The sequence below is a fragment of the Streptomyces sp. NPDC014861 genome, from assembly GCF_043081625.1.
Taxonomy (GTDB): Bacteria; Actinomycetota; Actinomycetes; order Streptomycetales; family Streptomycetaceae; genus Streptomyces.
Map to the genome: position 1 here is coordinate 491,756 of NZ_JBIBWV010000002.1, position 23,437 is coordinate 515,192.

A 23,437-nucleotide genomic window follows, 5' to 3' on the forward strand; every position below is an offset into this window, starting at 1 on the left:
GCGTTCCAGGAAATGAACGGGGGAATGAGACGGCGCCCGGTGATCCACGGGGTCGCGGCACCATGTGTATCAAGCAACCGAATGGGCGGAGAAGGTACTCTCCCCCGATTCATCCTGTGATTCAGGACACAATCGGTTTGGAGTGGGTGAGGCGGGGTAACCAGCGCCGGTCCGTCGCGTCACCGCCGTCCCCCCGACCCCATCGGGCACACTGTCCGGATCGGCACCCGGTGCCGATCCCGCCGCACCACGACCGGGGAGTTCGCCGTGAGCACAGCCAGCGGAGACCAGCGCGAAGAGCGGTCAGCGGACGGCTACCGCGCAGAGCGGTCAGCGGACGGCCACCGCGCAGAGCGGTCCGCGGACGGCCACCGCGCAGAGCGGTCCGCGGACGCGTACGAGGACCGGCGCGCGACGCCGTCCCCGGACACGGCCCGGCCCGACGCCCGCCCCGACGCCCGGCCCGATTCCCGCCCCGACGCCGGCATCGACCCGCTGGAGACCGTCCGCGAACCCGCCGACCCGGCCTGCGACGTCTTCCTCACCGGCACCGTCTTCCTCGACATCGTCTTCACCGGCCTCGACAGCGCCCCCGTCCGCGGCACCGAGTCCTGGGCCCGCGGCATGGGCTCCAGCCCCGGAGGCGTCGCCAACATGGCCACCGCCCTCGCCCGGCTCGGCCTGCGCACCTCCCTCGCCGCCGCCTTCGGCGACGACCACTACGGCGAGTACTGCTGGGACGCCCTCGAACAGGGCGAGGGCATCGACCTCGCGCTCTCCCGCACCGTCGAGGGCTGGCACTCCCCGGTCACCGTCTCCATGGCCTACGAGGGCGAGCGCACGATGGTCTCCCACGGCCACGAGGCCCCCCACCCCGACGGGACCGCGGTCCACCCGCCGCTCGCCCGCGCCGCCGTCGCCTCCCTCGCCCCCGGCCGCACCGAGGAGTGGGTCGCCCGCGCCGCCCGCGACGGCGCCCGGGTCTTCGCCGACGTCGGCTGGGACGACACCGGCCGCTGGGACCTGGCGGCCCTGCCCGACCTCGACCACTGCGAGGCCTTCCTGCCCAACGCCGCCGAGGCGATGCGCTACACCCGCACCGAGTGCCCCCGCGCCGCCGCCCGCGCGCTCGCCGACAGGGTCCGCTACGCCGTGGTCACCCTCGGCGCCGAGGGCGCCTACGCCGTGGACGGCGCCACCGGCGAGACCGCCGAGGTCCCCGCCATCCGCGTCGAGGCACTGGACCCCACCGGCGCCGGCGACGTCTTCGTCGCCGGCTTCGTCACCGGCACCCTCGCCGACTGGCCGCTCGCCGACCGGCTCGCCTTCGCGGGCCTCACCGCCGCCCTCTCCGTCCAGGAGTTCGGCGGCTCCCTCTCCGCCCCCACCTGGGCCGAGATCGCCGCCTGGTGGCAGCACGTCCAGCACGACGACCGCCAGGACCCCGAGGCCCTGCGGGCCCGCTACGCCTTCCTGGAGGACCTCCTCCCGGCGCCCGCCCGTCCCTGGCCGCCCCGCCGCGCGGTGCCCACCATCGGCTTCCGATCTTCCGTCCCGTAAACCGCTTCGGGCACACCGGTACCAGGTCGTAGGCTGGGGACGAGAGGTTGTCGAGCAGCGAGAACCCCGCAGCAGGAGGTATGCGCAGGCCAGAGGGCCGGCCCATGACGCAGACACCCACAGCACCCAACGGAACGCCGGGCGAGGCCCGCGCACACTTCGTGGTGCCCGCCAAGCACCCGATGGTGACCCTCCTCGGTTCCGGCGACTCCCTGCTCCGCGTGATCGAGCAGGCTTTCCCCCGGGCGGACATCCACGTCCGGGGCAATCAGGTCAGCGCGGTCGGCGACCCCGCGGAAGTCGCCCTCATCCAGCGCCTGTTCGACGAGATGATGCTGGTGCTCCGCACCGGACAGCCGATGACGGAGGACGCAGTGGAACGCTCCATCGCCATGCTCAAGGCGAGCGAGGACGGCGCGGGCGCCGAAGAGACCCCGGCCGAGGTGCTCACCCAGAACATCCTCTCCAGCCGCGGCCGCACCATCCGCCCCAAGACGCTCAACCAGAAGCGGTACGTCGACGCCATCGACAAGCACACCATCGTCTTCGGCATCGGCCCCGCCGGCACCGGCAAGACCTACCTGGCGATGGCCAAGGCGGTCCAGGCCCTGCAGTCCAAGCAGGTCACCCGGATCATCCTGACCCGCCCGGCGGTCGAGGCCGGCGAGCGCCTGGGCTTCCTCCCCGGCACCCTCTACGAGAAGATCGACCCGTACCTGCGCCCGCTCTACGACGCCCTGCACGACATGCTCGACCCCGACTCCATCCCCAAGCTCATGGCGAGCGGGACGATCGAGGTCGCGCCGCTGGCGTACATGCGCGGAAGGACGCTCAACGACGCGTTCATCATCCTCGACGAGGCGCAGAACACGAACCCCGAGCAGATGAAGATGTTCCTCACCCGCCTCGGCTTCGACTCGAAGATCGTCATCACCGGTGACGTGACCCAGGTCGACCTGCCGAACGGGACGAAGAGCGGTCTGCGGCAGGTCCGGGACATCCTCGACGGGGTCCCCGACGTCCACTTCTCGACGCTCACGTCCCAGGATGTCGTCCGGCACAAGCTCGTCGGCCGTATCGTCGACGCGTACGAGAAGTACGACAGCGCCAACGAGCAGCGCACCGGCCGCAACGGGAAGTAGAAGCACCGCACATGTCGATCGACGTCAACAACGAGTCCGGAACCGGGGTCGACGAGCAGGCGATCCTGGACATCGCCCGCTACGCCCTCGGCCGCATGCGCATCCACCCGCTCTCCGAGCTCTCGGTGATCGTGGTGGACGCGGAGGCGATGGAGCAGCTCCACATCCAGTGGATGGACCTCCCCGGACCGACGGACGTCATGTCCTTCCCGATGGACGAGCTGCGCCCGCCGGCCAAGGACGACGAGGAGCCCCCGCAGGGGCTCCTCGGCGACATCGTGCTCTGCCCCGAGGTCGCCAAGAAGCAGGGCGAGGACGCCGAGACCGGGCACTCCATGGACGAGGAGCTCCAGCTCCTCACCGTCCACGGCGTCCTCCACCTCCTCGGCTACGACCACGAGGAGCCGGAGGAGAAGGCCGAGATGTTCGGCCTCCAGGCGGCCATCGTCGACGGCTGGCGCGCCGAGAGGGGCCTCACCGGCCCGTCCCCGGCCCCCACCGTCAACTGAGCCCGCGCGCCCGATGAGCATCCAGCTGATCCTCGGCGCCGTCGCCCTGGTCGTCGTCGCCTGGCTCGCCGCCTGCGCCGAGGCCGGACTCGCCCGCGTCTCCAGCTTCCGCGCCGCCGAGGCCGTCCGCTCCGGGCGGCGCGGGGCCGAGAAGCTCGCCCAGGTCGCCGCCGACCCCACCCGCTACCTCAACGTGGCGCTGCTCGTCCGCGTCGCCTGCGAGATGGCGGCCGGCGTCCTCGTCACCTACGCCTGCCTGGAGTACTTCCCCGAGACCTGGGAGGCGCTGCTCGTCGCGATCGGCGTGATGGTCCTGGTCAGCTACGTGGCCGTCGGCGTCTCGCCGCGCACCATCGGCCGCCAGCACCCGCTGAGCACGGCGACCGCCGCCGCGTACGTCCTCGTCCCGCTGGCCCGGATCATGGGCCCGATCCCGCAGCTGCTGATCCTCATCGGCAACGCGCTCACCCCCGGCAAGGGCTTCCGCAAGGGCCCCTTCGCCTCGGAGGCCGAGCTGCGGGCCCTGGTGGACCTGGCGGAGCAGGAGTCGCTGATCGAGGACGACGAGCGCCGCATGGTGCACTCGGTCTTCGAGCTGGGCGACACCCTGGTCCGCGAGGTGATGGTGCCCCGTACCGACCTGATCTGCATCGAGCGGTACAAGACCGTCCGGCAGGCCCTCACCCTCGCGCTGCGCTCCGGCTTCTCCCGGATCCCGGTGACGGGGGAGAACGAGGACGACATCGTCGGGATCGTGTACCTGAAGGACCTGGTCCGCAAGACCCACATCAACCGCGACGCCGAGGCCGATCTGGTCTCCACCGCGATGCGGGCGGCGGCCTTCGTCCCCGACACCAAGAACGCCGGCGACCTGCTGCGCGAGATGCAGCAGGAGCGCAACCACGTCGCCGTCGTCATCGACGAGTACGGCGGCACGGCGGGCATCGTCACGATCGAGGACATCCTGGAGGAGATCGTCGGTGAGATCACCGACGAGTACGACCGGGAGCTGCCGCCCGTCCAGGACCTCGGCGACGACCGCCACCGGGTCACCGCCCGCCTCGACATCGGAGACCTGGGCGAGCTGTACGGCTTCGGCCCGGACGAGTTCGACGACGAGGACGTGGAGACGGTCGGCGGTCTGCTGGCGAAGGCCCTCGGCCGGGTCCCGATCTCCGGCGCCTCGGCCCCCGTCACCCTGCCCGACGGACGGGAGCTGCGGCTGACCGCCGAGGCCCCGGCCGGCCGCCGGAACAAGATCGTCACCGTGCTCGTCGAGCCGGTCGCCCCGGTCGGCGCGGAGGGAGAGGACCCGGCATGACCCCGGAGCAGCTGCGCGCCTTCTGCCTGGAGTTCAACGACGCCACCGAGGAGTTCCCCTTCGGACCCGACACCTCGGTCTTCAAGGTGGCGGGGAAGCTGTTCGCGCTCTCCTGGCTGGACGGCGAGCCGCTGCGGGTCAATCTGAAGTGCGATCCGGAGGACGCCGTACGGCTCCGCGAGGAGCACCCGGCGATCACCCCCGGCTACCACATGAACAAGCGCCACTGGAACACGGTCGAGGTGGCCGGGCTCCCGGACCGGATGGTCCGGGAGCTCGTCGAGGACTCGTACGACCTGGTCGTCGCGGGTCTGCCGAAGGCGGTACGGCTCCGCCTGGACCGGCCGTAGCTCACCGGGCGCGGCGCAGACCCGCGGCGACCAGCACCGCCGCCCCCAGCACGATCGCCGCGTCCAGGGCGATCACCGTGCGCACCCCCTCGTAGAGGCTGGGCCCGGTGGTGGCCAGCACGCCCAGCATCGGGATGCCGACGGTGAGTCCGGCCTGCTGCGTGGTGGTCACCAGACCGGTCGCGAGGCCCTGCTCCTCGTCCCGGACGCCCGAGGTGACCGTCAGGCCGTACGAGATGATCGCGCCGAGGTGGAACATCGAGGCGAGGGTGACCGCGACGGTCGCCACGACCACGCCCGAGCGCTCGCCCACGGCGAGCAGCGCGGCGGTGAGCACCGCCTGCCCGGCGAGTCCGGCGACGAGGGTGCGGCGGGCGCCGAGCCGCCCGATCACCTTCGGCGTGAGCGTCCCGGCGAGGACCGAGAAGACGCCCTGGATCCCGAAGACGATGCCGGTGGCGAAGGCCGACAGGCCCAGCGTCTCCTGGAGGTACAGGGTCAGGACGAAGATGATCGTCGACATCATCGAGAAGGTGACGAGCCCGCCGATGTTGCCGAAGGCGACGGTGCGGCGGCGCAGCATCGGCAGTGAGACCAGCGGCGCGGGGTGCCGGGACTCGACGATCACGAACGCGGTCAGCAGGACCAGCGCCCCGGCCAGGGTGATCAGGACGTCGGCGCCGCCGAAGCCGCGCTCGGCGGCCGTCGTCAGGGCGTAGATCAGGGCGAGCAGGCCGCCGGTGACGGTGACGGCGCCGGGCACGTCCAGACGCGGCCGGTCCGGCGTGCGGAACTCGGTGAGCAGGCCGGGGGCGAGCGGCAGCACCAGCAGGGTGAAGACGGCGAGCAGTCCCATGGTGGAGCGCCAGCCGAGGGTCTCGGTCATGACGCCGCCGAGGACCATGCCGATGGTGAAGCCCAGCGACATGAGGGTGCCGGAGACGCCGAGCGCCCGGTCGCGCGCCGGGCCCTCGGGGAAGGAGGTGGTCAGCAGCGACATGCCGGTGGGCACGATCGCGGCGGCGGCGAGGCCCTGGAGGGCGCGGCCGGTGAGGAAGGAGGCGGGGTCCCAGGCGACCGTGGCGAGGACGGAGGCGGCGGTGAAGAGGCCGAGGCCGCCGAGGAAGAGCCGCTTGCGGCCGTACAGGTCGCCGATCCGGCCGAAGAGCAGCAGGAAGCCGCCGGAGGGGAGCGCGAAGGCGGTGACCGCCCACTGGAGGGCGGAGCGGTCGAGGCCGAGGTCGGCGCCGAGGACGGGCAGGGCGACGTTGAGGACGGAGAAGTCGAGCGCCACGATGAACTGCGCGGCGCAGAGCACGAAGAGGACGAGCCGGGCCCGTCCGTCGAGGGCGGGGGAGGGCGGTGGGGACACGGACGGGGGAGAGGACACGGTTGCCATGGCCGCGACTCTCCTCGGCCGGGAACAACGCTGGGGAGCGGGAACTTATCCTGTTGGCCGCACCACCAGCGTCCGGGGGAGGAAGCACACGTGGGCACAGCAGTGGAGAGCGCCGGCGGCAAGGCGCACCGGCTGGCGGAGCTGCGCGAGTTCCTGATGAGCCGCCGGGCCCGGGTCGGTCCGGCCGAGGCGGGGCTGCCGGACGGCGGCCGGCGGCGTACGCCGGGGCTGCGCCGGGAGGAGGTCGCCGTCCTGGCCGGGGTCGGGGTCAGCTGGTACCAGTGGCTGGAGCAGGGCCGGGACATCACGGTCTCCCCGCAGGTGCTCGACGCGGTGGCGCGGGTGCTCAGGCTGAGCCCGGCCGAGCGGCGCCACCTGTACGTCCTGGCGGGGCTCAACCCGCCGGCGCTCGAACCGGCCCCGGAGGACCGGGAGATCTGCCACGGGCTGCACCGGCTGATCGACGCCTGGATGCCGTTCCCGGCGCACATCATGGACGTGTACTGGAACACGGTGATGTACAACGACGCGGCGGCGTCGGTGCTCGGGATGCGGCCGGACGTCAGCCGGAACTGCCTGATCGACTTCTTCACCGACGAGCGGTACCGGGCGCGGATGCGGGGCTGGGAGGAGCTGGCGCCGAAGGTCGTGGCGCAGTTCCGGTCGGCCTGCTCGGAGTGCCCGGACGACGAGGGCTTCCGGGCGGTGGTCGAGGAGGCGAAGGCGGTGAGCGCCGAGTTCGCGGAGCTGTGGGAGCGCCGGGACATCCGGCCGGGCGGCCAGAACCGCAAGGAGATGGACCACCCGGTGGCCGGCCTGCTCGTCATGGAGGCCACCCAGCTGCGGGTGCCGGCCCGGCCGGACCTGGTGATCGTGCTGCACACCCCGATGCCGGAGGCCGGCACGGCGGAGAAGCTGGAGTGGCTGGCCTCGCCGGAGGGCCGGCGGGGGACGCTGTACCCGCTGGCGGGGTGAACGCCCGCTGCCGGGCGGCTCCTGGTGTGCGCCGACCCGGTCGCGGGGTGGGCCCGCTGTCGCGGTCCGGCGCTCCGTCCCCGGCCGCGCGGTGGGCCCGCCGACGGGCCGGTCCGGCGCCCCGACCTATGCTCGGTCCATGACACTCAGCAGTGAGCACGGCGATCTCGGCGCCGAGGACCTCAAGATCATCACGCTGGCGCGCAGCGCCCGCGCCCGCAACGGGGTGCCCGAGGGCGCGGCGGTACGGGACGAGACCGGCCGCACCTATGTGGCGGGCACGGTGGAGCTGGAGTCGCTGAAGCTGAGCGCCCTGCGGACGGCCGTGGCGATGGCCGTGGCGAGCGGCGCGCAGTCGCTGGAGGCGGCGGCCGTGGTCTCCGCCGCCGAGGCCGCGTCCGACGAGGACCGGGCGGCCGTACGGGACCTGGGCGGGCCGGAGACGCCGGTGCTGCTCGCGGGCCCCGACGGGCAGCTGCGCTCGGCCGTCACGGCGGGCTGACCGCACCCGAGGGGCGGGGGTCCGGCCGCGGCCGGACCCTTGCGCGTTTGTGAAGGATCTCCGCGACTTCTCTTGCCTTCCCATGCCGTCTGCGCGTCAATAGGCGGCGGACGGCCCGACGGACCGTCAGATCTGCGCCATTCCACGCAGCGCCCGCACCCCTGCGTTCTTCATCGGAAGGGGTACGAACTCACCATGAGAAGAAGCACCTTGGGCGCGGCCGGAGCGCTCGCCGCAGGCCTCGCCGCAGCCTCGCTCGCCTTCGCCCCCACGGCCGCCGCCGCGGTGTCGCCGGGCACGGCGACGGCCACGTACGACTGCGGCATGTGGGGCGGGGGCACCGCCACCCTCACCATGACCCACTCCGGGAGCACGGGCCAGGTCTCCATCACCGCCCCCGTCACCACCCCGGTCGCCGTCGGCGCGGACACGATCAGCTCCTCGCTGATCCTGGACAACGCGACGGGCCCGGACCGGACCTTCACCGGCAAGAAGAACCCCGCCATCCCGGCCGGCGGCACCGCGAAGCTCGGTCCGCTGACCGCCACCAACGTGGTGGCCGGCGACAGTCTCAACTCCTACTTCGCGGGCGTCGCCCTCAAGCTGGTCATCTTCGGTGTCACGGTGAACTGCGACGCGGTCACGTCGCAGTCCCCGGGGCCGTTCGTCATCAGCTGATCCACCGCACCCTCCACGACCGGTGCCGCCGAGGGCGGCACCGGTCTCCGCCGTGCTCCCGGACATGCCGGAGAAGTCAGCAGATCGACCGATCTTGCCATGATCTGATGGGTCATCAGTCGATGGCTCCCGTCTCCCTTGACTTCTCTCGGCCCCCGGCCGTCAATGGCGCCCTCTCGACCCTCAGGAGGGGGACCTCACATGGCATTCACCCGAACCCGGGCGGCGGCCCGAAGACGGCGCTGGACCGCCGTCCTCGGCGCCACCGCCCTCGCGTTCGCGGCCGGCGGCGCGCTCGCCGCCCCGGCGCAGGCGACCGGCGCCGGACAGTCGGTGGAATTCCCCACCCGCTGCGTACCGCCGCCCATCGCCGGGATCCCGCCCATCGAGGGCGTCACCACGGCCGTGATCTCGGTCGACAAGCCCAACCCGAAGATCGGCGACACCGTCGGCGTGACCTACTCGATCACCAAGCCGGCGGCCTCGAACCCGGTGGACCTCGCGCTCCCGGCCGACATCCTCACCCCCACCGGGAAGGTCGTCCTCGGCGGCGCGCAGACCGGCGCGGTGAACGTCACCGGCCCCAAGAAGAACCCGCCGGTCCCCGGCAAGGGCGCCTTCCCCGGCTTCTCCATGACCGGCAGCTTCACGGTCACCAAGGCCGGCGAGATCACCCTCTCGCCGGGCGACTACAACATCCACACCAGCTACATCATGGAGCTGGACACCCCCTGCACGGTGCTCAACCCGCCCGCGCCCGTCTCCCAGCGGGTCCAGGCCGGCGACCAGCCCGTGCCCAACGAGCGGACCCTCGAACTCGGCTCCGGCACCGGCGCCCCCGGTGCCCGGGTCACCGTCACCGGCGCCAGGTTCACCCCGCTCGCCGAGGTGACCGTGGTCGCCCGCGCCGGCGCCGCGGAGACCGCCGACCGGATGACCGTCACCACCGACAGCCAGGGCGGCTTCGTCGCCCGGCTCAAGGTGAACGACCTCGCCACCACCGGCGTCGTCGCCTACGAGGGCGCGTCCTGGAACGCGGAGAAGGGCGCGGGACCGATCCCGTACCAGGTGATCGACGACACCCCGACCCCGCCGAACAGCCAGAAGATCACCGCCGCGGTCACGGCGGGCGAACTGTCCATGACCCAGGCCGGGGACGCCGTCGCGCTCTCCGCGGTCGACTTCGGCCAGGGCGGCGCGGCCACCGGAGCCCTCCGGACGGTGACGGTCAAGGACTTCCGCGGCGGCCCCGCGGGCTGGTCCGTGACCGGCAAGGTCACCGACTTCGCCGGCCCGGGCGGCGCCATCGGCGCCGACCGGCTCAGCTGGACCCCGGCCTGCGTCGCCAAGGAGGGCAGCCCCAGCGCCTGCACGGCCGGCACCGCCGGACCCGTCGGCGCCGGCGCCACCCTCGCCTCCACGGCGAACGGCACGCTCACCGGCGGCGAGTTCACCGTCGACGCCCAGCTCTCGCTGGACGTCCCGGCGTTCACCGCGCCCGGCAGCTACGCGGGCGTGCTCACGCTGACCCTGTCCTGACAGCGGCCGACGGGCCGGCCGGGCGCACACCCGGCCGGCCCGTCGCCGCCTCCCCTCCCTCCCACCGCACCCGGGGGTTCCGCACCGTGCGACGCAAGCTGTACGTCCTCCTCATGAGCGCCGCCCTGCTGCTCCTCGGGGCCCCGGCCGCCCAGGCCGCCGAGAACGGCGAGTGGGCCGTCTACCCGGCCGCCGCCCGGCTCGGCGAACGCCCCTACTACTTCCTCACCGCCGACCCCGGCGCCACCCTCCGCGACAAGGTCACCGTGGCCAACAAGACGGCCGAGCCCCTGACCTTCCGCCTCTACGGCGCCGACGCCTACAACACCGAGCGCGACGGCGGCTTCGCCGTCCGCACCCTCAAGGAGCCGCGGACCGGCGCCGGCGCCTGGATCAGGCCCGAGCGCACCACGGTCACCGTCCCGCCGCGCTCCGCCGTCACCGTCCCCTTCACTCTCACCGTCCCCGCCGACGCCGACCCCGGCGACCACCCCGGGGCCGTCGTCGCCCTCGACGAGCGGATCACCCCCGGCGGCGGCGCCGTCGCCATGGGGATCCAGCGGGCCGTCGCCGCCCGCGTCTACCTCAAGGTCAACGGCCCGGCCGTGCCCGCGCTCGCCGTCGAGGACGTCACCCTGGAGCAGGACCGGCCGGTCGTCCCCGGCACCCGGGAGAGCACCGCGCTCGTCACGTACACCCTGCACAACCGCGGCAACGTCACCCTCAACCCCAAGGTCGTCCTCACCGCCGAGGGGCTCTTCGGACGGACCCTGCTCGACCGCGACCTCGCCCAGGTGCCGTCCGAGCTGCTGCCCCGGCAGCGGATCCGGCTGACCGAGAAGTGGATCGGCTCGCCCCAGCTCGACTGGGCCGAGGTGACCCTCGTCGCCACCGCCCAGGACGTCCGCGAGAGCGCCGGCGTCTCCCTCCTCGCCCTGCCCTGGCTGGTCGCCTCCGTGCTCGCGCTGGGCGCCGCCGGCGGCCTCACGGGGTGGCGGATCCGGCGCCGCCGGGCCCGGCCGGGACACTGAGTACGTGACGGGGCCGCTCATCGGGGACAATGGCCCCCATGAGCGTGCGCCGTGATGAGACCGATGAGAACACCGCCCCCCACCGGGCGGGCTTCGCCTGCTTCGTCGGGCGCCCCAACGCGGGCAAGTCCACCCTCACCAACGCTCTGGTCGGACAGAAGGTGGCGATCACCTCCAACCGCCCCCAGACGACCCGGCACACCGTGCGGGGCATCGTGCACCGCCCGGACGCCCAGCTGATCCTGGTGGACACCCCCGGCCTCCACAAGCCGCGCACCCTCCTCGGCGAGCGGCTCAACGACGTCGTCCGCACCACCTGGGCCGAGGTCGACGTGATCGGCTTCTGCCTGCCCGCCGACCAGAAGCTCGGCCCCGGCGACCGCTTCATCGCCAAGGAGCTCGCCGAGATCAAGAAGACCCCCAAGGTCGCCATCGTCACCAAGACCGACCTGGTCGACTCCAAGACCCTCGCCGAGCAGCTGATCGCCATCGACCAGCTCGGCCGCGAGCTCGGCATCGAGTGGGCCGAGATCGTCCCGGTCTCGGCCGTCGGCGACAAGCAGGTCCAGCTCGTCGCCGACCTGCTCATCCCGCTCCTGCCGAAGTCCCCGCCGCTCTACCCGGAGGGCGACCTCACGGACGAGCCGGAGCAGGTCATGGTCGCCGAGCTGATCCGCGAGGCCGCGCTCGAAGGCGTACGCGACGAGCTGCCGCACTCCATCGCGGTCGTCGTCGAGGAGATGATCCCGCGCGAGGGCCGCCCCGCCGACCGGCCGCTGCTCGACATCCACGCCAACGTCTACATCGAGCGCCCCAGCCAGAAGGGCATCATCATCGGCCCCAAGGGCAGCCGCCTGAAGGAGGTCGGGATGAAGTCCCGCAAGCACATCGAGGCCCTCCTCGGCACGCCCGTCTTCCTCGACCTGCACGTCAAGGTGGCCAAGGACTGGCAGCGCGACCCCAAGCAGCTCCGCCGCCTCGGCTTCTAGCCCTTCCGGACCGGCGCCGGGATCAGGCGCCTTCCCTCAGCACCCTCGACACGAGGGTCCGCTGCGCCTCCGACAGGTGGGGGTCGGCGCAGCGGACCGTCCGGCCGTCGACGGTGATCTCGTACGAGAAGCCGTCCGGGACGACCCGGGTGGCCTCCGGCGCCGCGAGGACGGCGGAGGCCAGGGACTCCCACTCGGGGCCCGAGACCTCCACCTCCGCCGACCGCTCGATGCCCGCGAAACCACCCGTGCGCCGCACTCGAATCCGCATGGGCCCTGTCTACCAGCCGGGTCAGTCGGTCGGCACGCCCACGGCCGCCCACGCCTTCGTGACCGCCTGGATCTCCGCCGAGTCGCCGTACCGCGCCCGCGCCGCCGCCACCGTGGCCACCGCGAACTCGGAGAAGCGGGTGTCCGGGGCGAGCGTTCCGCTCGTCATGACGTCGTACCAGATCCGTCCGGCCCGCTCCCAGGCGTGGCCGCCGAGCTCGGTCGCCGCCAGGTAGAAGGCGTGGTTCGGGATGCCGGAGTTGATGTGCACACCGCCGTTGTCCCGGCCGGTGCGCACGTAGTCGTCCATGTGGGCGGGCTGCGGGTCCTTGCCGAGCACGTCGTCGTCGTACGCGGTCCCCGGCGCCTTCATCGAGCGCAGCGCCGTCCCCTCCACGTCCGGGTGGAAGAGGCCCTCGCCGATCAGCCAGTCGGCCTGCTCGGCGGTCTGGCCGAGCGCGTGCTGCTTCACCAGCGCGCCGAAGACGTCGGAGACGGACTCGTTGAGCGCGCCGGACTGGCTGAAGTACTCCAGGTTCGCCGTGTACTGGGTGAAGCCGTGCGCCAGCTCGTGCGCGATGACGTCCACCGGCAGGGTGAAGTCGAGGAAGATCTCGTCGTCGCCGTCGCCGAACACCATCTGCTCGCCGTTCCAGAAGGCGTTGCCGTACTTCTCGTCGTAGTGGACGGTCGCGAGCAGCGGCAGCCCGGCCCCGTCCATCGAGTCACGGCCGAAGGCGTCCCGGAAGAGCGTGAAGGTGGCGCCCAGACCGGCGTAGGCCCGGTTGACGGTGGCGTCGGCGGTCGCCTCACCGCCCTCGTCGCGGACCTTCACCCCGGGCAGCTCGGTACGGCGCTGGGCGTCGTACACGGTCCGGCGCGGGGACGCGGGCTCCGCCGGCGCGGCGGACGGCGCGGCGGCCGTGCGGGGGAGGACCCGGGCGGTACGGGCCGAGGCGTCGGCGATCAGGGTGCGGCGGGCGGCGGCGGCGACGGCGGGGTTCGCGGAGGCCGCCAGGTGCTCCAGGAGGTGGGGCGGCACGATCGTGCAGAAGGGGGAGGTCATACTCGGAAATGTGGCAGTGAGTGACGCACTTGTCACGAGAGGCGACGAGGATTGGCGAAATGGAGTGATGAGTCACCATTCAGCCTTGACGACACCGCCGTCCCGCATACTGAAACAGACGTCCGCCTTCCCCGGCCCTGGGCTATGGTGACGCACATCATGCGTTTCGGGCTGCTTCTCCTTAGCTGCCGCGGCGAGGGCCTGTAGTCGTAGGCCGACCCCCTCCCCGCGGGTTTCGGTGTTGCGTTCGACAGTCGGCCGTCCCCCGTGAAGGACCCGAGGAGCCCTACGCAATGTCCCAGTCTCCGTTCGTCAGCAGGCCCACGCCCGTCACCAACGCGACGCACACGCAGAAGCCGTCCGGGATGCCGATCCACAAGTACGGCCGCTACGAGGCCGTCGAGATCCCCGACCGCACCTGGCCCGAGCAGCGCATCACCCGGGCGCCCCGCTGGCTCTCCACCGACCTGCGCGACGGCAACCAGGCCCTGATCGACCCGATGTCGCCGGCCCGCAAGCGCGAGATGTTCGACCTGCTGGTACGCCTGGGCTACAAGGAGATCGAGGTCGGCTTCCCGTCCTCCGGCGAGACCGACTTCGCCTTCGTCCGCTCCATCATCGAAGAGGGCGCGATCCCGGACGACGTCACCATCTCCGTCCTGACCCAGGCCCGCGAGGACCTGATCGAGCGGACCGTGGAGTCCCTGGTCGGCGCCAGGCGCGCCACCGTCCACCTGTACAACGCCACCGCGCCGACCTTCCGCCGGGTCGTCTTCCGCGGCTCCAAGGACGACATCAAGCAGATCGCCGTCGACGGCACCCGCCTGGTGATGGAGTACGCCGAGAAGCTGCTGGGCCCGGAGACCGCCTTCGGCTACCAGTACAGCCCCGAGATCTTCACCGACACCGAGCTGGACTTCGCCCTGGAGGTCTGCGAGGCGGTCTGCGACGTCTGGCAGCCCGGCCCCGGCCGCGAGATCATCCTGAACCTGCCGGCCACCGTGGAGCGGTCGACCCCCTCCACGCACGCGGACCGCTTCGAGTGGATGTCCCGCAACCTGACCCGCCGCGAGCACGTCTGCCTGTCGGTCCACCCGCACAACGACCGCGGCACCGCCGTCGCCGCCGCCGAGCTGGCCATCATGGCCGGCGCCGACCGCATCGAGGGCTGCCTGTTCGGGCAGGGCGAGCGGACCGGCAACGTCGACCTGGTCACCCTGGGCATGAACCTCTTCAGCCAGGGCGTCGACCCGCAGATCGACTTCTCGCAGATCGACGAGATCCGCCGCACCAGCGAGTACTGCAACCAGATGGAGGTCCACCCGCGCCACCCCTACGCGGGCGACCTGGTCTACACCGCCTTCTCCGGCTCCCACCAGGACGCCATCAAGAAGGGCTTCGACGCGATGGAGGCCGACGCGGCCGCCCGGGGCAAGACCGTCGACGACATCGAGTGGGCCGTCCCCTACCTGCCCATCGACCCCAAGGACGTCGGCCGCTCCTACGAGGCCGTCATCCGGGTCAACTCGCAGTCCGGCAAGGGCGGCATCGCCTACGTCCTGAAGAACGACCACAAGCTGGACCTGCCCCGCCGGATGCAGATCGAGTTCTCCCGGATCATCCAGGCCAAGACCGACGCCGAGGGCGGCGAGGTCACCCCGGCCGCGATCTGGTCCGTCTTCCAGGACGAGTACCTGCCCAACCCGGAGAACCCCTGGGGCCGCATCCAGCTGCGCGCCAACCAGTCCACCTCCGACACCGACGGCACCGACACCCTGAAGGTCGAGGCGGTCGTCGACGGCGTCGAGACCGTCCTGACCGGTGCCGGCAACGGCCCGATCTCCGCCTTCTTCGACGCCCTGCAGTCGGTCGGCGTGGACGCCCGCCTGCTGGACTACCAGGAGCACACCATGAGCGAGGGAGCCTCCGCGCAGGCCGCCTCGTACATCGAGTGCGCCATCGACGGACGCGTGCTGTGGGGCATCGGCATCGACGCCAACACCACCCGCGCCTCCCTGAAGGCGGTCATCTCGGCGGTCAACCGCGCGGCCCGCTGACCTCGCGCGCTCCCGGCGCCCCGCCCCTCCGAGAGGGGGGCGGGGCGCCGTCTTTTTGTGAAGTGCGTCACGGTTTCAGATGCACTTAAGGAAGATCATGGGGACATGCCGGAATCCTTGCCATATGAGGGCAGTTGACGGCACATCAAGGTCTGACGGATGGTACGGACCATCCTCCCCCGTACTCCCTGACCTGGAGTTCCGCATGCGCACGTCCGCTGCCGTCGCCACCGTCCTCGCGGTGACCGGAGCCGCCCTCGCCTGGGCCCCCGCCGCTTCCGCCGCCCCCGCGCAGTGCGCGCCGAACCCGCTCGGCACCGCCGGTCTCTACGCCGAGTTCGTCGAGGGCGACTCGGTGCGGCACTCGGACTCCGAGGGCGCGGTGGCGGTCGGCGGCGACGCGACCTTCGGCGACCCGGCGCTGTCCTCCGGCTTCTCCGTCGGCTACCAGCTCACCCCCGGCGACCTCGGGAAGCTCCCCGGCGGTCACAGCCTCGTCGTCGGCGGCACCCTCTCCGCCAACCAGGTCGTCATCACCAAGGGCACCGGTACAGCCGGCAAGGTGGTCAACGCCTCCGGCGGCAAGAACTTCGGCGTCGACGGCCCGATCACCGAGGGCGCCTCCCCGGTCGACTTCGGCAAGGAGTTCGCGAACCTGCGGACCCTCTCCGCCGGCTGGGCGGGCGAGAAGCCCAACGGCTCGGTCTCCGCCTCCGGCGACGGCCTCTTCCTCACCGGCACCGACGCCACGCTCAACGTCTTCGCCGTCGACGCCGCCGACCTCCAGAAGGCCCGCGCGATCACCTTCGACGTGCCGGTCGGCGCCTCGACCCTGGTGAACGTGCTCGGCGCCACGTACGACATGAACGCGAACGCCACCTACGGCGTCTACTACAAGAACCTCGCCGGCGGGCTGCCCGTCGTCGACGACTACAACGTGCCGGACCAGGCCTACCGGACCATCCGCTCCAAGCTGCTGTGGAACTTCCCGCAGGCCACCACGGTGAAGAAGAACTACACCTCCTGGCCCGGCACGATCCTGGCGCCCGGCGCCACCGTCCACATGGGCGGCCCCGGCGTCGGCCCCGGCCACGTCAACGGCGCCGTCATCGCGAAGAACCTCGTCACCGTGCCCGGCGCCGAGACCCACCAGATGACCTTCGCCGGCTGCCTCCCCGGGACGACCACCCCCGGCCCGGTCGTCACCCCGGAGACCCCGAAGCCGACCGACACCCCCGTCCCGACCCCGCCGGCCACCACCGAGCCGCCCGCCCCCACCACCTCGGCCCCGGCGCCCACCACCTCGGCCCCCGGCACCCCGGAGACCACCGCCCCGGCGCCCTCCGAGACGGGCTCCCAGGCGCCCTCGGAGGAGCCCTCCGGCACCCCGTCCGCAAGCACCGCGCCCGCCGGGACCCCGGACGGGACCGCGCCGACGCCGGCCCCCTCCGCGACCACCCCGGAGGGTGATCTCGCGACGACCGGTTCGGCCATCGGGCCCGGTGTCATCGGGGCCGCCGTCGGCGCCCTGCTGCTCGGCGGAGGGTTCCTGGCCTTCGCCAAGCGCCGCCGCCGGGCCTGAAACCCCGGTGTCGTGTCTCGGCCATCTCCGGTGCGAAGTACGGACGAGGTGCTGACGTCACATCATGGATGTGGCTAACATCACGCCAACGCACCGGCAGTGCAGCCGGGCCGTTGAGGAGGTGCGCGTGCGTTCTGCCAGGAAAACACGTGGTGGGAAGCTGACCGTCTGCGGGATCCGCACCTCCTGGAACACCATCGGCGACGGCGAGTTCTTCTGCGAGGAGTGCGGCGGGGACCGCGGCTACCGGCGGCGCACCGGCCGCCGCCGGTTCGCCGTCCTCGGCGTACCGCTGCTGCCCCGGGGCTGTACCGGGCCGGTCGTGGAGTGCGCCGCCTGCCACACCCACTTCGGCACCGAGGTGCTGGAGCGGCCGACCACCGGCCGCTTCTCCGGGATGCTGCGGGACGCCGTCCACACCGTCGCCCTCGCCGTGCTGGCGGCGGGCGGCACCGGCTCCCGCGAGGTCCTCGACCGGGCCGTGCGCGCCGTCCGGTCCGCCGGCTACGCCGACTGCACGGCCGTCCAGCTCGTCGACCTGGTCGAGGCGCTGGAGGCCGACACCGGCCGCTTCATGCCGGAGATCAACCCCGAGGGCGCCCTCCTCGCCATCGAGATCCACGAGGCCGTCGCCCCGCTCAGCCCGCACCTGGAGCCCGCCGGACGCGAGGCGCTGCTGCTCCAGGCGGCCCGGATCGCCCTGGCCGACGGCGGCTACAGCCCGGCCGAGCAGGAGGTCCTGGGCACCGTCGGGACGGCGCTCGGCCTCCCGCCCGAGGACGTCCTGCGGCTGCTGGCCTCCGCCCGGACGGTCTCCTGAGCCGGGGCCTCAGGCGCGACGTCCCGGTCGAGCCGGACTCGTCCCGTCCTTCCGGCCCAGGACCGGACACGGGAAGGGGGCACCCGGTGGATGCCCCCTTCCCGCTTCGCGGTGTCGCGCCGTGTCAGCCGATGGCGCCGCTCGCCCGGAGCATGTCCTCGCGCTCGACGATCTTCACGCGCTCGCGGCCCTGCGGCTCGCCCAGCGCCTTCTCGGCGGCGTCGAGGGCGTACCAGCCCTCCCATGTCGTGTAGGTGAGGCCCTTGCCCTCCAGGAAGCCGACGATCGCGTCGGTCTCGGGGCTGGCGGGGGTGAGGAGGCGGCCGGCGGCGAAGTCCTCCAGGAGGTTCGCGACGGTCTCGTTGGCGTCGCCCTTGGTGTGGCCGATGAGGCCGACCGGGCCGCGGCGGATCCAGCCGGTGACGTAGGTGGAGGCCATGTGCTCCTCGCCCTCCATCACGCGGCCGCCCTCGTCCGGGACGGTGCCGCTGACGGTGTCCCAGGGGAGCTTGGGCAGCTCGTCGGAGAGGTAGCCGACGGCGCGGTAGACGGACGTGACGTCCCAGTCGGTGGTGACGCCGGTGCCCTTCACGTTCCCGGTGCCGTCGAGCTCGGTGCGCTCGGTGCGCAGGCCGACGACCTCGCCGTTCTCGCCGAGGATCTCGACGGGGGACTCGAAGAAGTGCAGGAAGAGCTTGTGCGGGCGGTCGCCGATGTCGCGGATCGCCCAGTTCTCCAGGGTCTTGGCGACCATGTCGGTCTGCTTGTTCTTGCGGCGCTCGGCGATCGAGCCCTCGTCGTAGTCGATGTCCTCGGGGTTGACGATGACCTCGATGGTGGGCGAGTGGTCCAGCTCGCGCAGCTCCATGGGGCTGAACTTGGCCTGGGCGGGGCCGCGGCGGCCGAAGACGTGGATCTCGACGGCCTTGTTGGCCTTCAGGCCCTCGTGGACGTTGGCCGGGATCTCGGTCGGCAGCAGCTCCTCGGCGGTCTTCGCGAGGATGCGGGCGACGTCGAGGGCGACGTTGCCGACGCCGAGGACGGCGACCTTCTCGGCGGAGAGGTCCCAGGTGCGCGGGACGTCCGGGTGGCCGTCGTACCAGGAGGCGAAGTCGGCGGCGCCGAAGGAGCCGTCCAGGTCCACGCCGGGGATCTTCAGCTCGCGGTCGAACATGGCGCCGGTCGAGAAGACCACGGCGTCGTAGAACGAGCGCAGGTCGTCGAGGTGTATGTCGGTGCCGTAGTTCACATTGCCGAAGAGGCGGACCTGCGGCTTGTCGAGGACCTGGTGGAGGGCGGTGATGATGCCCTTGATCCGCGGGTGGTCGGGGGCGACGCCGTACCGGATGAGGCCGAAGGGGGCCGGCATCCGCTCGAAGATGTCGATGGACACGCCCGGCTCGGTGGCCGTGTCGGACTTCAGCAGCGCGTCGGCGGCGTAGATGCCGGCGGGGCCGGCGCCGACGATCGCGACCCGGAGGGGGCGGGGCATGACTGGGTTCCCTTCGCATACGGCGTGCGGCGGAGCCGCCGACACTTAGGCCACCCTAATTAACATCCGGCGAAGAGTGGTACCCGACCCCGGTCTATGCCCCCATAAGGCAGACTTATGACTTCTCAAAGCGCTCCTGAGAAGAGGGCGGCCGACAGCGCCCCGAGGGCGATCGTCAGCACGGCCGCGGCGAACACGAGGAAGGGGCCGGCCAGGGAGTTCACCAGATCGGTGAACGGCTTGGACAGCACCAGCACGTCCTCCGGGGCGTCCGCCGGGAACCCCACCGTGAGGGCCGGGTCGTCGTCGCCGTGCAGGAAGCCGCGGTAGGCGCCGGTCCCGTCGGGGTACATGTATCCGCCCCGGCCGGTGGTCCGGACGGCGGTCGCCAGGACGCCGTGCCGGCGCAGCCACCTCTCGCGCCGGCTGCGCGCGGCCCCGTACCAGCCCATGGCGAGGCACAGCCAGCCGAAGCCGCCCAGCACGACCGCCGCGGCGACCACGTCCCCGTGGCCGGTCACGGCGCCGGCCACCCCCAGGGCGAGCAGGGCCAGCAGGTGGGCGAGCAGGCCCCGCCCGAGCCGCCGGTGGAAGCCCTTCCGCCAGGTCGGGCCCAGGTGGCGGATGACGGCGAACCGGGCCCCGTCGACGTCGTCGTCGTCCACCCGCCTCGCCAGCGCCTCGTTCATCCGGTCGGCGAAGCGGCGCGCGTCCTCCTCGTCGACGTCGTCGATCCGGTGGACGATCGGCGTCGTCCCCGTCCTGGCCCGCAGCTCGATGAGGAGCGTCCGCCCCTCCGCCCGCAGCCGCCCGAGCCCGTCGGCCGTGAAGGTGATCTGCTCGACGGGGAGGTCGAGGACCAGGTAGGCGTCCTCGGCGGTCAGGACGGCGCCGTCGCGGCCCCGGAGGACGGGGAAGGAGGGGAGTGGTCTCGACATGTGCATGATCGTACGGGCGGCCCTGCGCCGGCGTCAGTCCCTTCCCGAGGCTCCGCGCCCCCGGCCCGCCCCGCCCCGGAGGCCCCGGCGCCGGGGCCGTCAGGGCCTCCGCCGCGCCCTGTACGCCAGGAAGCCGCCCCCGGCGGCGGCCGCCAGGGTCAGGAGCCAGAACACCGCCGCGTAGGGGCCCCGGGGGGCGTTCAGCGCGAGGAACGCGCCCAGCGCGACGAGCGGCAGGGCGACGACCGCCGCCGCCGGACGGCGGGTGCGCGGGGGCTCAGGGGCGCGGGTGGTCACGAGCTCGGCGCCGTCGGGGGCCGGAGCCTCGGGCAGGGCCGCGGTGACGGCCTCCGCGAAGGCGAGCGCGTCGGCCTCGTCGACGTCGGTGACCCGGTAGATGGTCGGCTCGTTCGTGCCCGACGCCGTCAGGACGATGGCGAGGGAGCGGCCCTCGGCGTGGACGAAGGAGATCGCCGCCAGCGGTATGTGGTGCTCCTTGTCCACGCGGTGCAGGGTCACGGGCCCGCCCGCGAAGCGGAGAACCGATTCGCCACCGCGCAGGACCAGAGAGGGGGTGGCCGTCATCGTCCGTCTTCCTCCGCCGCCGTCGCTTCGGTCCCGGGGCGCCTCCGGGCGACAGGGCGACGCTCCCGCGCCGATCGTAGGGGCACCGGCCCGCCCCGCACCACGTCCGGGCTCCCGCGGCGGGTTCCGGACGGGCCCGTTCCGCGCGCCCCCTTCACGCGCCCCGGCGTGCGCCGGAGCGAAAACACGGGACCCCGGAGAACAATTCCCCGACGCATCAGGACGGCCGTTCGAGAATCCCCCGGATTTACGGTACTTCGCCGATTCCACGCCCGACCCGACGGCCGTGAATCGAATTCTCCGCTCGAACATCCCGCCCCGGTGGCGTGCGGGAACGTCCCGAACTCCCTTGGTGCGTCCGACGATTCTACGGATCACCGACCGGCCGGGAGTGGGGAAGGGGGAAATGGATTCAGAAAGGCATACGTTGGTGAAGGAAGACACCAGGAGAGAACGACCACGGGGGAAGTCGGAGCGGCGCGGCACGCGGAGCCGGAGAACCGCGGGAACGGCACGGAGGCGATCCCCGCCGGCCCCGGCGTCCGGCCCGCGGCCCCGCCGTCCCCGCGGCCGCTCGCTCGCAAGGGACACCGCACGGCGGACCCGGCCGGCCCCGCCGGACCCGGACCGCCGGGGAGGAGGGCCGGTCATGGCACTGCCGATCGGGGCGTACGTCGTGGAGATCCGCACCGGGCGGGTCGCGAGAGTGATGGGCCACGAGGGGCCCTACGTCCAGGTCCGCCCGCTCGGCGGAGGGCGCGAGTGGGACGTGGCCCCCGAAGAGGTCCGCGAGGCCACCTCGGCGGAGCGCCTCAGCGCCGCCACCGCCCACGCCAACGCCCGCAGCCGCGGAGAGGTCCCCTGACCCCCCGGCCCCCTCCGCCGCACCCGCCCCGGCCCCGGTGTGACCGGGCCCACCGCCCGCTCCGGCGTCCCGGATCCGCACGGGCGCCCGGGAGCGGCCCCGCGTACGGGAGAATGGGGCCCATGAGTCTGTTCCGCGACGACGGCATCGTGCTGCGCACCCAGAAGCTGGGCGAAGCGGATCGCATCATCACGATCCTCACCCGCGGCCACGGCCGGGTCCGCGCCGTCGCGCGCGGGGTGCGCCGGACCAAGTCCAAGTTCGGCGCGCGCCTCGAACCCTTCTCCCACGTGGACGTGCAGTTCTTCGCCCGCGGGAGCGAGCTGATCGGACGCGGGCTGCCGCTCTGCACCCAGAGCGAGACCATCGCCGCGTACGGCGGCGGCATCGTCACCGACTACGCCCGCTACACCGCCGGCACCGCCATGCTGGAGACCGCGGAGCGCTTCACCGACCACGAGGGCGAACCGGCCGTGCAGCAGTACCTGCTGCTCGTCGGCGGGCTGCGGACCCTCGCCCGGGGCGAGCACGCCCCCCATCTCATCCTCGACGCCTTCCTGCTCCGCTCCCTCGCCGTCAACGGCTACGCGCCCTCCTTCTCGGACTGCGCCAAGTGCGGACTCGACGGCCCCAACCGGTTCTTCTCGGTGGCCGCGGGCGGCGTCATATGCGGCGACTGCCGGGTGCCCGGAAGCGTCGTACCCTCGGCGGAGGCCATCGGCCTGCTCAGCGCGCTGCTCACCGGCGACTGGGCGACGGCGGACGCGTGCGAGCCGCGTCACGTCAGGGAGGGCAGCGGACTCGTGTCCGCCTATCTGCACTGGCACCTGGAGCGCGGCCTGCGCTCCCTGCGGTACGTAGAGAAAAGCTAGGAGAGACCACGCCATGGCCATCGCACGACTCCTCGGGCGCCAGCGCCGGGAGTACAGCACCCCCGAGCCGCACCCGTCCGGCGCCCGCCCGCCGAAGCTCCAGTCCGAGCTCGTGCCGGAACACGTCGCGATCGTCATGGACGGCAACGGCCGCTGGGCCAAGGAGCGCGGACTGCCCCGCACCGAGGGCCACAAGGTCGGCGCCGAGCAGGTCCTCGACGTCCTCCAGGGCGCCATCGAGATGGGCGTCGGATCGATCTCCCTGTACGCCTTCTCCACCGAGAACTGGAAGCGCTCGCCCGAGGAGGTGCGCTTCCTGATGAACTTCAACCGCGACTTCATCCGCAAGTCCCGCGACCAGCTCGACTCCCTCGGCGTCCGGGTCCGCTGGGTCGGCCGGATGCCCAAGCTGTGGAAGTCCGTGGCCAAGGAGCTCCAGATCGCCCAGGAGCAGACCAAGGACAACACCAGGCTCACGCTCTACTTCTGCATGAACTACGGCGGCCGCGCCGAGCTCACGGACGCCGCGCAGGCGCTCGCCGAGGACGTGAAGGCCGGCCGGCTCGACCCGTCGAAGATCACCGAGAAGACGATCCAGAAGTACCTCTACTACCCGGACATGCCGGACGTGGACCTCTTCCTGCGCCCCAGCGGCGAGCAGCGCACGTCCAACTACCTGATCTGGCAGAGCGCGTACGCCGAGATGGTCTTCCAGGACGTGCTCTGGCCCGACTTCGACCGCCGGGACCTGTGGCGCGCCTGCGTCGAGTTCGCCCAGCGCGACCGCCGCTTCGGCGGGGTGGACCCGGCCGACCTGGCCGTCCTCGACAAGGCCTGACGAGGCCCCGCGCGCGGGGGCCCGTACCGGAATCGTCCGGTACGGCCCCCGCGTATG

General features: G+C 72.4%; 23 protein-coding genes. 17 read left to right on the plus strand and 6 right to left on the minus strand.

The genetic code is table 11. From position 1 onward, the window contains the following. Positions 1-486 precede the first annotated feature (486 nt). From ACF1BN_RS05890 to ACF1BN_RS05910, 5 genes are all read left to right on the plus strand, one after another. A complete protein-coding gene (locus ACF1BN_RS05890) occupies positions 487-1,560 on the plus strand; it encodes a PfkB family carbohydrate kinase (protein WP_392330494.1) in 1,074 nt (357 codons plus the stop codon). Positions 1,561-1,664: 104 nt separating this feature from the next. Next, a complete protein-coding gene (locus ACF1BN_RS05895; RefSeq protein WP_392330318.1) occupies positions 1,665-2,702 on the plus strand; it encodes a PhoH family protein in 1,038 nt (345 codons plus the stop codon). Between the two features lie 11 nt (positions 2,703-2,713). Then, the gene (gene ybeY / locus ACF1BN_RS05900) at positions 2,714-3,211 is read left to right on the plus strand and encodes an rRNA maturation RNase YbeY (RefSeq protein ID WP_392330319.1); all 498 of its coding nucleotides are present in this window, start codon (positions 2,714-2,716) and stop codon (positions 3,209-3,211) included. Between the two features lie 13 nt (positions 3,212-3,224). Continuing rightward, positions 3,225-4,532: a hemolysin family protein gene (locus tag ACF1BN_RS05905; protein WP_392330320.1), complete on the plus strand. Its 1,308-nt coding sequence runs from the start codon at positions 3,225-3,227 to the stop codon at positions 4,530-4,532. Beyond that, a complete protein-coding gene (locus tag ACF1BN_RS05910) occupies positions 4,529-4,882 on the plus strand; it encodes an MmcQ/YjbR family DNA-binding protein (protein WP_360307476.1) in 354 nt (117 codons plus the stop codon). Before ACF1BN_RS05905 ends, ACF1BN_RS05910 begins: the two co-directional genes overlap by 4 nt. A gap of 1 nt (position 4,883) precedes the next feature. Here the strand turns inward: ACF1BN_RS05910 and ACF1BN_RS05915 are convergent, their stop codons facing one another. Further along, positions 4,884-6,281, minus strand: coding sequence for an MFS transporter (locus ACF1BN_RS05915; protein WP_392330321.1), 1,398 nt, complete (start codon positions 6,279-6,281; stop codon positions 4,884-4,886). Positions 6,282-6,371: 90 nt separating this feature from the next. Here ACF1BN_RS05915 and ACF1BN_RS05920 point away from each other — a divergent pair, with 90 nt between their 5' ends. The 6 genes from ACF1BN_RS05920 (at position 6,372) to era (ending at position 11,995) form a co-directional block, all read left to right on the plus strand. Beyond that, complete coding sequence (locus tag ACF1BN_RS05920; protein WP_392330322.1) at positions 6,372-7,256, plus strand: helix-turn-helix transcriptional regulator; 885 nt, start codon at positions 6,372-6,374, stop codon at positions 7,254-7,256. 139 nt (positions 7,257-7,395) lie between these two features. Further along, positions 7,396-7,758 (plus strand): cytidine deaminase, encoded by a 363-nt coding sequence (locus ACF1BN_RS05925; RefSeq protein ID WP_031005048.1) that lies wholly within the window; start codon positions 7,396-7,398, stop codon positions 7,756-7,758. 195 nt (positions 7,759-7,953) lie between these two features. Then, entirely contained in the window at positions 7,954-8,436 is a 483-nt protein-coding gene (locus tag ACF1BN_RS05930; protein ID WP_392330323.1) for a hypothetical protein, read from the plus strand. Positions 8,437-8,637: 201 nt separating this feature from the next. Then, positions 8,638-9,975 (plus strand): beta-xylosidase, encoded by a 1,338-nt coding sequence (locus ACF1BN_RS05935; RefSeq protein WP_392330324.1) that lies wholly within the window; start codon positions 8,638-8,640, stop codon positions 9,973-9,975. A gap of 113 nt (positions 9,976-10,088) precedes the next feature. Continuing rightward, entirely contained in the window at positions 10,089-11,006 is a 918-nt protein-coding gene (locus tag ACF1BN_RS05940; protein ID WP_392330495.1) for a DUF916 domain-containing protein, read from the plus strand. A gap of 29 nt (positions 11,007-11,035) precedes the next feature. Continuing rightward, positions 11,036-11,995, plus strand: a complete 960-nt coding sequence (gene era / locus ACF1BN_RS05945; RefSeq protein ID WP_387270543.1) for a GTPase Era — start codon at positions 11,036-11,038, stop codon at positions 11,993-11,995. 22 nt (positions 11,996-12,017) lie between these two features. Here era and ACF1BN_RS05950 read toward each other — a convergent pair whose 3' ends face one another. Both ACF1BN_RS05950 and ACF1BN_RS05955 read right to left on the minus strand, forming a co-directional pair. Further along, entirely contained in the window at positions 12,018-12,266 is a 249-nt protein-coding gene (locus ACF1BN_RS05950) for a protealysin inhibitor emfourin (protein WP_392330325.1), read from the minus strand. Between the two features lie 21 nt (positions 12,267-12,287). Next, a complete protein-coding gene (locus ACF1BN_RS05955) occupies positions 12,288-13,331 on the minus strand; it encodes a M4 family metallopeptidase (protein WP_392330326.1) in 1,044 nt (347 codons plus the stop codon). A 293-nt stretch (positions 13,332-13,624) separates the two neighbouring features. Between ACF1BN_RS05955 and leuA the strand changes: the two genes are divergently transcribed. From leuA to ACF1BN_RS05970, 3 genes are all read left to right on the plus strand, one after another. Then, on the plus strand, positions 13,625-15,388 hold the full coding sequence (leuA, locus tag ACF1BN_RS05960; protein ID WP_392330327.1) for a 2-isopropylmalate synthase: 1,764 nt from the start codon (positions 13,625-13,627) through the stop codon (positions 15,386-15,388). A gap of 205 nt (positions 15,389-15,593) precedes the next feature. Next, positions 15,594-16,970: a choice-of-anchor A family protein gene (locus tag ACF1BN_RS05965; RefSeq protein ID WP_392330328.1), complete on the plus strand. Its 1,377-nt coding sequence runs from the start codon at positions 15,594-15,596 to the stop codon at positions 16,968-16,970. 127 nt (positions 16,971-17,097) lie between these two features. Continuing rightward, the gene (locus tag ACF1BN_RS05970) at positions 17,098-17,790 is read left to right on the plus strand and encodes a TerB family tellurite resistance protein (protein ID WP_392330329.1); all 693 of its coding nucleotides are present in this window, start codon (positions 17,098-17,100) and stop codon (positions 17,788-17,790) included. 124 nt (positions 17,791-17,914) lie between these two features. Here ACF1BN_RS05970 and ACF1BN_RS05975 read toward each other — a convergent pair whose 3' ends face one another. The 3 genes from ACF1BN_RS05975 to ACF1BN_RS05985 form a co-directional block, all read right to left on the minus strand. Continuing rightward, positions 17,915-19,282, minus strand: coding sequence for an FAD-dependent oxidoreductase (locus ACF1BN_RS05975; RefSeq protein ID WP_392330330.1), 1,368 nt, complete (start codon positions 19,280-19,282; stop codon positions 17,915-17,917). Between the two features lie 125 nt (positions 19,283-19,407). Then, on the minus strand, positions 19,408-20,220 hold the full coding sequence (locus ACF1BN_RS05980; RefSeq protein WP_392330331.1) for a hypothetical protein: 813 nt from the start codon (positions 20,218-20,220) through the stop codon (positions 19,408-19,410). Positions 20,221-20,319: 99 nt separating this feature from the next. Beyond that, positions 20,320-20,805 (minus strand): hypothetical protein, encoded by a 486-nt coding sequence (locus tag ACF1BN_RS05985; protein ID WP_392330332.1) that lies wholly within the window; start codon positions 20,803-20,805, stop codon positions 20,320-20,322. Between the two features lie 649 nt (positions 20,806-21,454). On the opposite strand from ACF1BN_RS05985, the gene ACF1BN_RS05990 reads away from it, so the two are divergent. The 3 genes from ACF1BN_RS05990 to ACF1BN_RS06000 all read left to right on the plus strand — a co-directional run bounded on the left by ACF1BN_RS05990 (position 21,455) and on the right by ACF1BN_RS06000 (position 23,380). Continuing rightward, positions 21,455-21,670 carry a hypothetical protein gene (locus ACF1BN_RS05990; protein ID WP_392330333.1) on the plus strand — a complete coding sequence of 72 codons (216 nt, stop codon included), beginning with the start codon at positions 21,455-21,457 and terminating at the stop codon, positions 21,668-21,670. 122 nt (positions 21,671-21,792) lie between these two features. Further along, entirely contained in the window at positions 21,793-22,542 is a 750-nt protein-coding gene (recO, locus tag ACF1BN_RS05995; protein ID WP_390066792.1) for a DNA repair protein RecO, read from the plus strand. Positions 22,543-22,555: 13 nt separating this feature from the next. Beyond that, positions 22,556-23,380: an isoprenyl transferase gene (locus ACF1BN_RS06000; protein WP_392330334.1), complete on the plus strand. Its 825-nt coding sequence runs from the start codon at positions 22,556-22,558 to the stop codon at positions 23,378-23,380. The last annotated feature ends 57 nt before the right edge of the window (positions 23,381-23,437 follow it).